The organism is Pseudomonas sp. E1BtOHC1 (assembly GCF_058744285.1).
On sequence record NZ_CP196023.1, the window covers coordinates 3,379,387 to 3,392,944 of the forward strand.

Here is a 13,558-nt window from a genome sequence, read left to right on the forward strand (position 1 = left end):
CCTACAACAACGCCGCGCCAATCAACCCGCAGACAATCCCCACCAGCATGGTCAGCACGGCCACGGTCACCAGCACCCGGGCATCGAAGTCTTTGCGCAGCATCAGCAGCGACGGCAGGCTGATGCTTGGCAGGGTCATCAGCAGCGCCACCGCCGGCCCGGTGCCCAGGCCCAGGGTCATCATGGTCTGGACGATGGGAATCTCTGCCGCCGTGGGGATCACGAACAAGGTCCCGGCAATCGCCAGCGGTACCAGCCACCACAGGCTGTCGCCCATGGCGCCGTCGATATGCGGGAACAGCCAGACCCGCGCTGCGCCCAGCACCAGCACCGCCAGCACGTAGATCGGAATGGTGCTCCAGAACAGTTGCCACAAGGTTTTGCCCCAGCGGCTGAGGAACGGCTGATCGTTCACCGTGCTGGCTTCCACCACCGCATCCACTGCGGCCTCGGGTAGTTGCTCGGGGCCGGCGACCCGTTGCGCCACCAGGGACACGCCCAGCACCAGGACAATGCCCGCCACCAGGCGCAGGGCGGAAAAGCCCCAGCCCAGGACAAAGCCCATGAACACCAGGGTGGCCGGGTTGAGCACCGGGTTGGCGATCCAGAACGCCAGCGCCGCGCCCACCGAGACCTTCTGTCGGCGCAGGCCAGCAGCCACCGGGGCTGCGCAGCAGGAGCACATCATGCCCGGCAGGGCGAACAGCCCGCCGCGCAGGGTCGAGCCGAAGCCGGCGCGGCCGAACAGGCGCAGCAGCCAGTCCCGGGGAATCAGCACTTGCAGCAGCGAGCCGAGGATCACCGCCAGCACCGCGGCCTTCCAGATGGCCAGGAAGTACACCTGGGAATAGGCCAGGGCGGCGCTCCAGGGCGAACTTTGCTGATCGTTGAGGATCGACGCGCCGATGCTATGGCTGTCGGCGGCGACAAAGGCCTTTAGGTAGTAGGGCGACCATTTCACGTAATACAGGCCGATGGCGGCCACGAGTAGAAACAGCAGGGGTTTGCACCAGAACGCCCAGCCGCGGGTGGGCTGGGTGGGGGCGAGGTTGGACATTGAGGCAATTCCGCACAAAGACAATAGGCGCGAATTGTAGCCGCTGGCGCCGGTGCGCCGCGAACCGATAAGCCGGTCCTCGGTCGCTGCTACCGCTGCGCTCAGCTCGGGCAGTCTTGCTCGCCATTGTCCAGGCCCTGCTTGTAGCTCTGGCTGTGCAGGCTGGCCTTGCCGTTGTGCCAGGTCAGGGTCAGCACGTACAGCGAGTCGAAGTCGTTGGAGGCCCAATCCTCAGTGATCGGGCGCTTCTCGCCCACCGCTTCTTCGGCGACCTTGTTGATCAGCTCAGGTAGATAGCCGTGGGACCAGGCGGTGTAGATGATCGAGTTGTGGTAGCGGTCATGCAGCAGCTCATCCGCCAGGTCGCTGGTGTCATTGGCGGCGAAATCGATGTTCACCGGCAGGCCGAGCTTGATGGCGCTGGGGCTGATGGTCATCAAGGGGCGGATATAGCTGTAGGAGTTGTCCAGTTCGCCTTCCTCGACATTGCGTGTCGGGTCGGCGGCGAACACGTACTGCGCCTTACCGAACTTTTCCGGTAGCAGCGAGGCCAGGTCGATGGCCCGGTTCAGCCCCTGGCAGTTGAGCTGGCCCAGGCCGCCGGCGGGTTTCTCGGCATGGCGCAGGAACACCAGGGTCTGAGTGCCGTCCGCCGGTTGTGCACGACTGATGCTGGACTCCAGGGACAGGCACAGGGCGCTACCCAGCAACAAGGTCGGTAGCAGCAGGTAGGCGCGGTTCTTGAAGCGGCGGAGCAGGGGCATGGCGGGATTCTTCAGCGCAAGGGGTGGAGGCTGACAAACCTGTGTATTCCCTGTCATCACGGCCGGTGAAGGCAGTGCTTCTGAGTCCCTGGACGGCGTTTGGTTCGATGAGGCGTCAGACTAACCGCGGTATGTTGCCGATTTAAGAAAACCCGGCGGATAATCGCCGACCGTTGCCTTGTGTGGCGCCCCCCTTTGACTGTCATTGGAAGCCTGTCATGACCGATCTTTCCGCTTTTGCCGTTACCCAGAAATGGCCTGCGCAGTTTCCCGAATGGATTCAACTGTATTCCCTGCCGACTCCCAACGGGGTCAAGGTCTCGATCATGCTCGAAGAGATCGGCCTGCCTTATGAAGCGCACCGGGTCAGCTTCGAGACCCAGGATCAGATGACCCCTGAGTTCCTCAGCGTCAGCCCGAACAACAAGATCCCGGCGATTCTCGATCCCCATGGTCCTGGCGATCAGCCTTTGGCGTTGTTCGAATCGGGGGCGATCCTGATCTACCTGGCGGACAAGAGCGGGCAACTGCTGGCTCAGGAATCGGCGGCCCGTTATGAAACCATCCAGTGGTTGATGTTCCAGATGGGGGGCATCGGGCCGATGTTCGGGCAGGTGGGGTTCTTCAACAAATTTGCCGGCAAGGAATACGAGGACAAGCGGCCGCTGGAGCGTTACGTGAACGAGGCCAAGCGTTTGCTGGGGGTGCTGGACAAACACCTGCAGGGGCGGGAGTGGATCATGGGCGAGCGCTATACCATTGCCGATATTGCGACCTTTCCGTGGATTCGGAATTTGATCGGGTTTTATGAGGCGGGTGAGTTGGTGGGGATTGATAGCTTCCCTGAGGTGCAGCGGGTGCTGGCGAAATTCCTGGCGCGGCCGGCGGTGGTGAGGGGGTTGGAGATTCCCAAGGTTGTTTGAGGTGTTTTTTTAGGGGGTAGGGGACATATCCAGTGTTGTGGTGATGGCGGTTTCGCCCTTACGGCGATGGGGGGCGGGGTGCATATCCGTTGCTGCGGTTATGGCCGCTGGTGGTTTCGCCCTTACGGCGATGGAGGGGGGGTACATATCCGTTGCTGCGGTTATGGCCACTTAGGGTTTCGCCCTTACGGCGACTCACTTTTTTCAAACGCCAAAAAAGTAAGCAAAAACGCTTGCCCCTCCATGGGCCCCTCGCTGGGGCTCGGGGTGCCCTCTCTCCGGCATTGCTCCGGGGGCCCGCCGCCAACCGGCCATCCATGGCCGGTGGCGGCTAGCTCGGCATCCTTGCCGAGCTGCCCCCTACGCAACGCCTACGCTCGGCCGGCTGGGAAGGGGCCTGAAGAGCAAGATCAAAAGCAAAAGCCAAGCGCGTGTTACGCGCTGTCCGTAGGAGCCAGCTTGCCGGCGAAGAGGCCCGTGAGACATGCGGCGTCTGGGCGGACGCCTTCGCTGGCAAGCCAGCTCCTACAGAAACGCACCCACCCTTAGCTTCAGGCCGGCCGCAAGGCCGCCGTCGCGCTTTTGATTTTGATCTTGATCTGAGCGCCCCGTTAACCACGATGGCCGAACGCAGGCATTGAGCCGTGGGTAACCCGGCAGGACGCCGGGTTAGCCGCCACCCGGCCATGGATGGCCGGTGGCGGCGGCCCACGGATCAATGCCGGAGTGAGGGCATGCCGAGCCCCAGCGAGGCACCGAGTGGAGGGGCAAGAGCCTTTGGTTACTTTGGGCTCCTTCCAAAGTGACTCGCCGTAAGGGCGAAACCCTAAGTGGCCGTTACCGCAGGAATGGATATGTACCCAAACCCCGCTCGCCAGCAGCCACACCCGCAGGAATGGATATGTCCCCACCCCCCGAACCCGAAGCAGCCCCACCCGCAGCACCGGATATATACCCCACCCCGAACCCATTACAATCACCAACCGCCCCCTCACAGGCCCCCCCAATGCCCGCCCTGAACTTCAAACAAGTCGACGTCTTCAGCTCCACCCCGCTCAAAGGCAACCCCCTGGCCGTGGTGTTCAACGCCGACAACCTCAGCGACGAACGCATGGCCGCTTTCGCCACCTGGACCAACCTCAGCGAAACCACCTTCCTCCTCAAACCCCGCAACCCGCGGGCCGACTATCGCCTGCGGATCTTCACCACCACTCAAGAGCTGCCTTTCGCCGGTCACCCGACCCTGGGCAGTTGCCACGCCTGGCTGGAATCCGGCGGCGTGCCTCAGGGCGAGGAGATCATCCAGGAGTGTGAAGTCGGTCTGGTGCGCATTCGCCGTCAGGACCATCAGCTGGCGTTTCTCGCGCCGCCGCTGCTCAAGTCCGGCCCGGTGGAGCCCGAGGTGCTGGAGCAGGTGCGCCAGGGGCTGGGCTTGGCGCTCGGGGACATCGTGCAGGCGCAGTGGGTCGACAACGGCGCCGGCTGGCTGGCGGTGATGCTCGCCGAACGCCAGCAGGTGCTGGACCTGCAACCCGACTACCCGGCGCTGATCGGTCTGGCGGTTGGGGTGATCGCGCCTTGTGATCCCCAGCGTGATGACAGCGACGCACAGTTCGAGGTCCGGGCCTTTATCGCCGGCGATGGCATGCCCGAGGACCCGGCCACCGGCAGCCTCAACGCCGGTATCGCCCAGTGGCTGCTGGGCGCCGGGCTGGCACCGTCGCGCTATCGGGTCAGCCAGGGCCTGAGCATGGGCCGCGCCGGCAGGATCGAGGTGCAGCAGTTGGGCGACGAAGTGTGGATCGGTGGGGCAGCGGTCACCTGTATCGAAGGCAAGCTGCACATCTGAACCGCGAGGCGGCGGGGTCGCTCGATTGCGGCGGATGGTCGCAGGCCGCTCCCGGCAATGTGCGCAGAGTGCCGGGATATGGGGCTTTGCCTGGATTGTTACCGAATAGACAAGGCTCTCTTGGGCGCCGCGGGTTTGTACCACGGCGGCTGCGGGCATAAGCTTTCAGCCTTTTTTCGCCATCGCTTGTGTTGTCCCGCGCTCAGCCTTAGGAAAAATCATGTCCAGTCAGTTCCCAGAAGCCCGTCCCCGTCGCCTGCGTCGCTCCGAACAACTGCGCAGCCTGTTCCAGGAAACCGAATTCACCCTCAATGACCTGGTGCTGCCGATTTTCGTCGAGGAGGAAATCGACGATTTCGTGCCGATCAAGAGCATGCCCGGGGTGATGCGCATTCCGGAATCCAGGCTGGCCGGGGAGATCGAGCGTTATGCCCGCGCCGGGATCAAGTCGGTGATGACCTTCGGCGTGTCTCACCACCTGGATTGCGATGGCAGCGATACCTGGAAGGAAAACGGCCTGGTGTCGCGCATGTCGCGTATCGCCAAGGACGCGGTGCCGGAGATGATCGTCATGTCCGATACCTGTTTCTGCGAATACACCGATCACGGCCACTGCGGCGTGATGCACGGTCATGAAGTGGACAATGACCAGACCCTGGCCAACCTCGGCAAGCAGGCCGTGGCCGCGGCCCGGGCCGGTGCCGACGTGATTGCGCCGTCGGCAGCCATGGACGGTCAGGTCCAGGCCATTCGCCGGGCCCTGGACGCTGCCGGTTTCACCCAGACGCCGATCATGGCCTATTCCACCAAGTTCGCTTCGGCGCTCTACGGTCCGTTCCGCGAGGCCGGTGGCAGCGCGCTCAAGGGTGATCGCAAGAGCTACCAGATGAACCCCATGAACCGTCGCGAGGCGGTACGTGAATCCCTGCTGGATGAGCAGGAAGGCGCCGATTCGCTGATGGTCAAACCCGCTGGAGCCTACCTCGACATCATCCGCGATATCCGCGAGGCCTCGCGCCTGCCGGTGGCGGCGTATCAGGTCAGCGGCGAGTACGCGATGATCAAGTTCGGCGCCCAGGCCGGGGCCATCGACGAGCAACGGGTGGTGCGCGAAAGCCTCGGTTCGATCAAGCGCGCCGGTGCCGACCTGATCTTCACCTACTTCGCCATGGACCTGGCCCTGGCCGGGATCTGATACCGGGCCACGGCCCTGCGCGATTCCACGGACGCCCTGGCGGCGTTCGTGGCTATTGCCAAGACTTCCACCTCTACATGACAATGCGATTCATTATCAAATATGAATCCTTATTGTCATGCCCGCCGACGACTTATCCCTGCGCTGTGCCGTCACCGATCTGTACACCCATCACCATGGCTGGCTGCAGGGTTGGCTGCGCAGGCGCCTGGGCAACACCTTAGATGCCGCCGACCTGGCCCAGGACACCTTCGTACGGGTGCTCAAAGCGCGCAATGCCTTGGAGATCCGCGAGCCGCGGCCCTACCTGTCGCGCATCGCCAATGGCCTGCTGATCGACCTGTTTCGCCGCCGCTCCCTGGAGCAGGCGTACCTGGAGGCCCTGGCCCTGGTGCCCGAGGGCGAGCATCCGTCGCCGGAGGAGCAGAACCTGATGCTCCAGGCACTGTTGGAAGTCGACCGTCTGCTGGACGGCCTGGGGGCCAGGGTCAAGCAGGCTTTCCTGCTGTCCCAGTGCGATGGCCTGACCTACGAGCAGATCGCCGAACGCCTGCAGATCTCGGTGCGCAGCGTCAATAACTACATGGCCAAGGCCATGGAGCATTGCTGCCTGATGCAGATGCGGATGCAACTCTCATGAGCTTCGCCAGCCTGCAACTGAGCGTGGGCGAGCGCCAGGCCATCAGCGGTGCGGCGCGCTGGTATGCGCAGTTGCGCTCCGGCACTGCCAGCGAACAGGAACAGGCGGCCTGGCGTGAATGGCTGGCCGCCGACCCGTTGCATCGCCAGGCCTGGGAACGCATGCAGCAACTGGGCGAGCAGATGTCGGCCCTGCCTGGCGGCCTGGCTGGCTCCACCTTGCGTGGGGCCGGGCGTTCGCGCCGCGAGCTGATGCGCAACCTGATGGTGCTGGCCTCGGCCGGCTCCCTCGGCTGGCTGGGCTGGCGCAGCGACAGTGCCCAGCAACTGCTGGCGGACTATCGGACCCAGGTCGGCGAGCGCCGTGAGGTGCGTCTGGCGGACGGCAGTGCATTGCTGCTCAATACCGACACCTCGGTGAATGTCGCTTTCGACGGTCAGCAGCGTCGACTGCAGTTGCTCTGGGGCGAGATGCTGGTGAGCACTGGCGTTGATGCGCTGCACAGGCCATTGCGGGTCATTACGCGCCACGGCGAGGTCCAGGCCCTGGGGTCGCGTTTCGTGTTGCGCAGCGACGAGCGCGAGGATCAGCTGGCGGTGCTGGAGCATGACGTGCAGGTCAGCCTGGGCAACGGGGCGCTGGTGCGCCGGGTCGAAGCCGGGCAGCAACTGGCCTTCAACACCCGGAGTTTCGCCGCGCTGCGGCCCAACGACGCTGCAGTAGGCGCCTGGCGCCAGGGCAGCATCATCGCCCTCGACCGACCCTTGGGCGAGCTGCTGGCGGACCTGTCGCGCTACCGCCGCGGCGTGGTGCAGTGCGATCCGCAGATTGCCGGGCTGAAAATCTCCGGGTCCTTTCCCATCGATGACACCGACCGCGCCCTGGCGGCGCTTGAGAGCGGTTTCTCGCTGCAGATCGAGCGCTACACCCGCTACTGGGTGCGGGTGTCCCACCGCCGCGTCGGCTGAAACGGCGCGGCTGAAAATAATTTTTCCGGTCTTTGCACTTTTGCCCATCCTGGTCCGGCTCATCCCCCAGTGGATTCATTTTCGAGAGCGGGGAAGGCAAAGCATGTCTGAAGTTCACAAGTCGAAGTTGGCCCAGGCCATCAAGATCGGGCTCTGGGGAGCACTGGCCGTGTATGGCGTAGCGCTGCTGCCGTTGACCGCGGTGGCGGCCAGCGAACAGACGGCGGTGCGCCGCTTCGATATCGCGGCGGGGGACCTCACCGAGGTCCTGAGCCGTTACGCCAGCGCCGCCGGGGCGGCGATCTCCTTCGATGCGCGACAGACAGCCGGCTTGCGTTCGGCGGGGCTCCAGGGGGATTACGGGGTGCAGGAAGGCTTTGCCCGGATCCTGGCCGGCAGCGGCTGGCAGGCCGAGCCGCAGAGCAACGGCAGCTATGTGCTGCGTCCCGCGCCCAAGGGCAATGGCACCCTGGAGTTGGGCACCACTCAGGTCCAGGGCCAGGAACTGGGGGCCACCACCGAGTATTCCGGCTCCTACACCACCGGTGCCGTGACCATCGGCAAGGGCCAGCACTCGCTGAAGGAAACCCCGCAGTCGGTGACCGTAATCACCCGCAAGATGCTCGATGACCAGAACCTCAACACCATCGACCAGGTGATGGAAAAGACCCCGGGCATCACCCTCTACGACTCGCCCATGGGCGGCAAGTATTTCTACTCCCGGGGCTTTCGCATGACCGGCCAGTACCAGTACGACGGCGTGCCGTTGGACATGGGCAGCAGCTACTTGCAGGCCGACAGCTTCAGCAGCGACATGGCCTTCTACGACCGGGTGGAGATCCTGCGCGGCGCTGCCGGCATGCTCAAGGGCGCAGGCGGTACCGCCGGTTCGGTGAACTTCGTGCGCAAGCGTGGCCAGGCCACGCCCCACACCGAGCTGAGCCTGTCGGCCGGCAGCTGGGACAACTACCGGGCCCAGGTGGACACCGGCGGGCCGTTGAACGACGCCGGGACCATCCGCGGCCGGGCGGTGGTGAGCCAACAGACCCGGCAGTACTTCTATGATCTGGGGGATCGCAAGGACCAGGTCTACTACGGCGCCCTGGACTTCGACCTCAGTGACGACACCACCCTGGGCCTGGGCATGGCCTATGAAGACGTCGATTCACGTCCTTGCTGGGGCGGCCTGCCGCGCTACAGCGATGGCAGCGACCTCAAGCTCGGCCGCTCCACCTGCCTGAACACTGCCTGGAACAATTCGCGCAGCAAGCGCGCGACCTATTTCGCCGACCTCAAGCAGCAGCTCAACGACGATTGGGCACTGAAGGTGGCCGGGGTCTACACCCGCAACACCCAGGACATCGAGTACGCCTTCCCCAGCGGTTCGGTGCCGGTGGGCGCCGGTCGCTCCAGCACCCTGATGCTGGGCAGCACCTATGACTACGACCAGGTGGACTACGGCTTCGATGCCTATGTCGACGGGCACTTCCAGGCCTTTGGCCAGGAGCACGAACTGACCTTCGGCGCCAACGCCAGCCGTTCGATCAAGGACGACTTCTATGCTGTGGCCGGCTTGCCGCAGCGGCAGAACGTGTTGGACCCCGATCACCACCTGCCCAAGCCCGATGACAGCTACTACGAAAGCAATTCCACCCGGGGCGGCCCCACTGATCTGCGGATCCAGCAGCAAGGGCTGTATTCCACTCTGCGCCTGAAGCTCGCCGACCCGCTGACTCTGGTCATGGGCAGCCGGGTCAGTTGGTACAAGTCGCAGAACGATTCCGTGGCCTACTGGCGCGATACCCGCACGCCCAGCAGTGCCCGTTCCAAGGAAACCGGCGAGGTCACGCCGTTCGCCGGGGTGCTGTACGACCTCAACGACAACCTCACGGCCTATGCCAGCTACTCCAGCATCTTCACCCCCCAGGGCAGCTATCGGACCCTGGATGGCGCCTCCCTCAAGCCGCTGGTGGGCAAGAGCTATGAGCTGGGGATCAAGGGCGAGTGGTTCGACGGCCGCCTGAACAGCGCCTTCAGTCTGTTCCGCACCATTCAGGAGGATGCGCAGCAGGACGACCCGGCCTGCCCGGACAGCACCTGCTCGCTGAACTCGGGCAAGGTCCGCGCTCAGGGCTTTGAAGCGGAACTCAGCGGTGAGGTGATCGAGCGCCTGCAACTGCTGGCCGGCTACACCTACACCCAGACCAAGACCCTGGAGGACGCCAACAGCGCCAACAACGGCTTGCCGTTCACCACCTACGTGCCGCGCCACCTGCTGCGGGTCTGGGGCGACTATCAGCTGGGAGGTGCGCTGGAGCGCTTCAATGTGGGTGCTGGGGTCAATGCGCAAAGCGATAACTACCGAGTCTCGCCCATCAGCGGCAATCACGTGCGCCAGGCCGGTTATGCGATCTGGAACGGCCGGATCGGCTATCGCATCGACGACACCTGGTCCCTGGCGCTGAACGGCAACAACCTGCTGGACAAGCGCTACTACACCACCATCGGCACCGAAGGCTTCGGCAACTTCTATGGTGATCCGCGCAACTTCACCCTGTCGGTCAAGGCCAACTTCTGAGGTCGGGTTGACGGTCGCGCCGGTGTTGGCTGTGCAGGGACCGGGCGCGGCCGCTTCAGGCCGTGGGCGGGTGGGCGTCGAGCAGGGCCATGAAGCGTTGCAATTGCGGCGACGGGTTGTCCCGGTGCCAGTTCATGTAGAGCCCGATGCTCGGCCTGGATTGCGTGCCGACGGCGCGTAGCGGGCGGTAGGCGACGCTGCCTTGCAGCGCCGTGTCGGCCATCGATTGCGGTACCAGGGCCACGCCGAAACCGCAGGCCACCAGACCCAGTAGGGTGTGGATGCGCTCCGCTTCTTGGGCCACCTTCGGGGTGAAGCCGGCTGCCGTGCACAGCGCCATCAGCTGGTTGTGGTAACCGCTGCCCAGGGCCTGGGGGGTGAACACGAAATCTTCAGTGGCCAGGTCCTGCAGGTCCACCTCGGATGCTCGGGCCTGGGGGTGGTCGTGGGGCAGGGCGATGACGATCGGTTCATCGAGGATCAGCCGCGAGACAATCTGCCCTGCGGGTAGCGGCAGGTCGCGCATGAAGGCGAGGTCGGTGTCGTCGTTGAGCAGGGCCTTTAGCTGCCCGGCCGATGGCATTTCCCGCAACGCCAGGCGCACCCCAGGCAGGGTCTGGCGAAAGCGTCGCAGGCTGGCGAGCAGCAGCGGGTAGCCGGCCAGTGACAGGCTGCTGATACGCAGGGTGCCGGCCAGCCCCTGGGCGACATCGCGCGCCTGTTGGATGCCTTGCTCCAGGGTTTCCAGGGTGCGTTGGGCGCTGTGCAGGAAGTCCGCCCCGGCCGGGGTCAGGGTTACGCCACGACGATTGCGCAGCAGCAGGCTGAAGCCGAGTTTTTCCTCCAGGCGGGCGATGGCCTGGCTCAGGGGCGGCTGGGCCATGTGCAGGCGCGCAGCGGCCTTGTGAAAGTGCAGCTCCTGGGCGACGACGATGAACTGGCGCAACAGGCGCGTCTCGATCATGGCGAATGCTCCTTGCTTGGGGGGAACCGCTGGGACTGTAAACCTGGAGGTTCATGGTTTCACAGGTTTTTCTTTGATATTCAGAACCTCTCACAGGGTCTGGAATTTAGTATTAAGTCGTTGATTTTCATGCTGTTACTCTGAGATTGAAGCGGCCTGAGGCTTAAGCGGCCCGAGGTTCAAACAGGAGGAAAAGCGATGGATTTCAGCGGCAGGACGGCCATTGTCACCGGTGCCGGGCGTGGCCTGGGCCTGAGTTATGCCAAGGCCCTGGCCAGCCGTGGCGCCCAGGTGGTGATCAGTGATTGCGGGAGCGACGGCACGGGCCTGGGGATGGATGAAAGCGTCGCCCATGAGGCGGTGCGGGTCTTGCGGGCCAGCGGCGCCAGGGCGGTGGCCGACACCAGTGACCTGAGCACCGAAGCCGGGTGCCGGGGGCTGGTGCAGTGCGCCGTGGCGGCCTTTGGCGGCCTGGATATCCTGATTCACAATGCCGGCTGGGTCGGCTACCAGGCGCTGGAGGAGCTCGACGCCGAGTTTCTCCAGCGCATGCTGGGGATCAATCTGCATGCGCCGATCTGGCTGGCCAAGCACGCCTGGCCCTTTCTCCGGCAATCCACGGCACCCCGGCTGTTGCTGACCACTTCCGACCGCGCCCTGTATGCGGAATATGCACAGCCCGGGCTGTTGGCCTATTGCGCGGGCAAGATGGCCCAGGTGGGCATCATGAATGCGCTGAGCCAGGAAGGCGCGGATTACGGGATTCGGGTCAACGCGGTGTCGCCGGTGGCCAAGACCCGCATGTGGGGCGTCAGCGACGAGCCGCTCGAACTCAAGCCGGACTGGGTGACGCCGGGGGTGATGTTTCTGGTCAGCGAGGGGTGCCAGGACAGCGGCTATATCCTGCGGGCCAGCAACGGCCAGTTCAGCGCCTGGCGCCCGCAAGAGGCGCCCGGGGTGGATTATCCCCGGGACCTGAAGCGGGTGCGGGCGGCCACGCCGGAGCAGTTCGCCCAGCGCTGGACGCAGATCAGGCTGCCTTTCACCGGGGCTTGAGAGGCGCTGTGCCGCTCTGCGGGGAGAGCTCGCGCTCGCGGAAGTAGCGCTCCAGTAGCCGCGGGTCGCCAGAGCGGTCCGCCAGGGCCACGTAGGTATCCGGGCGCAGCAGGTAGAAGGCATTGCGCGCCAGCCCTGCTGCTGCATGGGCCGGGCGCCAGTCGAAAATCCGCAAAGGCACCCGGTGCGCGCTGCACCAGTCCCGCAGGGCATCGCTGGTGGTGCCATAGACATGCACCTGCCAGCCCAGGTATTCCAGGCTGTCGAAGTTGTCATGCTCGCCGTCCCTGACCCAGGGCAGGCGATCGCCACCGTGCACCGGGCCGACGCCGCCGGCACTCAGGGGCATGCCCCGATAGTTCAGGGTGATCTGCGACACGGTGCGAAAGAGAAATTCCCGGGCACTGTCGAAGGCGGCGATCTTCGGCAGCAGCAAGGGTGCCAGGCGGGTGCGCACCAGATAGGCGATCGGGCCGTCGGCGGTAGCGAAGCTGAACACCCGGTCGGTGGTGGCCACCAGGCGCCGGGCGAATTCCATGCGTTCTATCTCATAGCTGTCCAGCAGGCTTTCGGCGCTGTTGCCCTTGAGTACCGTCGCCAGCTTCCAGGCCAGGTTGATGGCGTCGCCGATCCCGGTGTTCATGCCCTGGCCACCGGCGGGGCTATGGACGTGGGCGGCGTCCCCCAGGAGAAACACCCGCCCCAGGCGAAACTGCTCGGCCACCCGGTGATGCACCTTGTAGGTGGAGAACCAGTTGACTCGGGTGACGTTGACCTTGAGCTGATGCATGGCGCGCTGGCTGACGTCTTCGAAACGCAGGTTTTCCGGGTGCTCGGCGCGCTCGTCACGCACGGTGCCGATCAGTCGTGCACGGCCGCTGTGAGCCAGGGGAAACACTGCGAGAAAGTCGGCGTCGTCCAGGTCCACGTGCAATTGGCCGTCGATGCTCGGGCCGTCGGCCTCGACATCGGCGACGTAGAACACCTGCTGGTAGGTGCCGCCGGGAAAGCCGCTGCCCAGGGTCTTGCGCACCGTGGAGCGGGCACCGTCGCAGCCGGCCAGATAGAAGGCCTGGCAGTGTTCCTCGCGGCCGTCGGGGCCGCGCAGGCGGGCGTTGATCAGGTTGCCGTGATCGGTGAAGGCCAGCAGCTCGGTGTCGCGCTCGACGCTGACGCCCAGCAGGGCCAGGCGTTCGATCAGCAGTTGCTCGTGCTCGTCCTGGGGAAAGATCTGCAGGAAGGGGTAGGGGGTCAGGTCTTCGCCGATGGCGTTGAACGGCAGTTGCGCGGCCCGTTCGCCCTTGACCCAGAGGTTCACCGCCGGCACATGGTGGCCGCGCTCGACGATGGCCCGGGTCAGGTCCAGCTGGCGATACAGCTCAAGGGTCCGGGCCTGGACCGCCAGGGCCCGGGAGGTGGTGCCCGGCCCCAGGGTCTTGTCGATGATCCGCACCTTGATCCCCTGCTGGCGCAACCAGAGCGCCAGCACCAGGCCGGTGGGGCCGGCGCCGATGATCAGTACGTCGCTGCAGTTCATGTGTTTGCCCTCGGTAAGAGATCAACG

The 13,558-nt window shown here is 64.8% G+C and carries 11 protein-coding genes; 7 read left to right on the forward strand and 4 right to left on the reverse strand.

The window, feature by feature from the left end; genetic code table 11:
- Position 1: 1 nt before the first annotated feature.
- Positions 2-1,057 carry a permease gene (locus ACSSVC_RS15550; RefSeq protein ID WP_404939236.1) on the reverse strand — a complete coding sequence of 352 codons (1,056 nt, stop codon included), beginning with the start codon at positions 1,055-1,057 and terminating at the stop codon, positions 2-4.
- A gap of 101 nt (positions 1,058-1,158) precedes the next feature.
- Complete coding sequence (locus ACSSVC_RS15555) at positions 1,159-1,821, reverse strand: histidine phosphatase family protein (RefSeq protein ID WP_492612496.1); 663 nt, start codon at positions 1,819-1,821, stop codon at positions 1,159-1,161.
- A 218-nt stretch (positions 1,822-2,039) separates the two neighbouring features.
- Between ACSSVC_RS15555 and ACSSVC_RS15560 the strand changes: the two genes are divergently transcribed.
- From ACSSVC_RS15560 to ACSSVC_RS15585, 6 genes are all read left to right on the forward strand, one after another.
- Positions 2,040-2,744: a glutathione binding-like protein gene (locus tag ACSSVC_RS15560; RefSeq protein ID WP_346636431.1), complete on the forward strand. Its 705-nt coding sequence runs from the start codon at positions 2,040-2,042 to the stop codon at positions 2,742-2,744.
- A gap of 1,006 nt (positions 2,745-3,750) precedes the next feature.
- Positions 3,751-4,593: a PhzF family phenazine biosynthesis protein gene (locus ACSSVC_RS15565; RefSeq protein ID WP_492612497.1), complete on the forward strand. Its 843-nt coding sequence runs from the start codon at positions 3,751-3,753 to the stop codon at positions 4,591-4,593.
- A 220-nt stretch (positions 4,594-4,813) separates the two neighbouring features.
- A complete protein-coding gene (gene hemB / locus ACSSVC_RS15570) occupies positions 4,814-5,788 on the forward strand; it encodes a porphobilinogen synthase (RefSeq protein WP_346636347.1) in 975 nt (324 codons plus the stop codon).
- Between the two features lie 118 nt (positions 5,789-5,906).
- Complete coding sequence (locus ACSSVC_RS15575; RefSeq protein ID WP_492612498.1) at positions 5,907-6,428, forward strand: sigma-70 family RNA polymerase sigma factor; 522 nt, start codon at positions 5,907-5,909, stop codon at positions 6,426-6,428.
- Positions 6,425-7,396, forward strand: a complete 972-nt coding sequence (locus tag ACSSVC_RS15580) for a FecR domain-containing protein (protein WP_346636349.1) — start codon at positions 6,425-6,427, stop codon at positions 7,394-7,396. Before ACSSVC_RS15575 ends, ACSSVC_RS15580 begins: the two co-directional genes overlap by 4 nt.
- 103 nt (positions 7,397-7,499) lie before the next feature.
- Positions 7,500-9,974, forward strand: a complete 2,475-nt coding sequence (locus ACSSVC_RS15585) for a TonB-dependent siderophore receptor (RefSeq protein ID WP_492612499.1) — start codon at positions 7,500-7,502, stop codon at positions 9,972-9,974.
- Between the two features lie 55 nt (positions 9,975-10,029).
- Here the strand turns inward: ACSSVC_RS15585 and ACSSVC_RS15590 are convergent, their stop codons facing one another.
- Entirely contained in the window at positions 10,030-10,938 is a 909-nt protein-coding gene (locus tag ACSSVC_RS15590) for a LysR family transcriptional regulator (protein ID WP_404939242.1), read from the reverse strand.
- A 198-nt stretch (positions 10,939-11,136) separates the two neighbouring features.
- On the opposite strand from ACSSVC_RS15590, the gene ACSSVC_RS15595 reads away from it, so the two are divergent.
- Entirely contained in the window at positions 11,137-11,994 is an 858-nt protein-coding gene (locus ACSSVC_RS15595; protein ID WP_492612500.1) for an SDR family NAD(P)-dependent oxidoreductase, read from the forward strand.
- On the opposite strand, the gene ACSSVC_RS15600 is transcribed toward ACSSVC_RS15595, so the two are convergent.
- Positions 11,981-13,531, reverse strand: coding sequence for an FAD-dependent oxidoreductase (locus ACSSVC_RS15600; RefSeq protein WP_446440599.1), 1,551 nt, complete (start codon positions 13,529-13,531; stop codon positions 11,981-11,983). The genes ACSSVC_RS15595 and ACSSVC_RS15600 overlap by 14 nt on opposite strands.
- Between the last annotated feature and the right edge of the window lie 27 nt (positions 13,532-13,558).

Coding starts and splice junctions, on each gene's coding strand:
- ACSSVC_RS15550 (WP_404939236.1), bottom strand. CDS start 1,057: ATGTCCAACCTCGCCCCCACCCAGCCCACCCGCGGCTGGGCGTTCTGG.
- ACSSVC_RS15555 (WP_492612496.1), bottom strand. CDS start 1,821: ATGCCCCTGCTCCGCCGCTTCAAGAACCGCGCCTACCTGCTGCTACCG.
- ACSSVC_RS15560 (WP_346636431.1), top strand. CDS start 2,040: ATGACCGATCTTTCCGCTTTTGCCGTTACCCAGAAATGGCCTGCGCAG.
- ACSSVC_RS15565 (WP_492612497.1), top strand. CDS start 3,751: ATGCCCGCCCTGAACTTCAAACAAGTCGACGTCTTCAGCTCCACCCCG.
- hemB (WP_346636347.1), top strand. CDS start 4,814: ATGTCCAGTCAGTTCCCAGAAGCCCGTCCCCGTCGCCTGCGTCGCTCC.
- ACSSVC_RS15575 (WP_492612498.1), top strand. CDS start 5,907: ATGCCCGCCGACGACTTATCCCTGCGCTGTGCCGTCACCGATCTGTAC.
- ACSSVC_RS15580 (WP_346636349.1), top strand. CDS start 6,425: ATGAGCTTCGCCAGCCTGCAACTGAGCGTGGGCGAGCGCCAGGCCATC.
- ACSSVC_RS15585 (WP_492612499.1), top strand. CDS start 7,500: ATGTCTGAAGTTCACAAGTCGAAGTTGGCCCAGGCCATCAAGATCGGG.
- ACSSVC_RS15590 (WP_404939242.1), bottom strand. CDS start 10,938: ATGATCGAGACGCGCCTGTTGCGCCAGTTCATCGTCGTCGCCCAGGAG.
- ACSSVC_RS15595 (WP_492612500.1), top strand. CDS start 11,137: ATGGATTTCAGCGGCAGGACGGCCATTGTCACCGGTGCCGGGCGTGGC.
- ACSSVC_RS15600 (WP_446440599.1), bottom strand. CDS start 13,531: ATGAACTGCAGCGACGTACTGATCATCGGCGCCGGCCCCACCGGCCTG.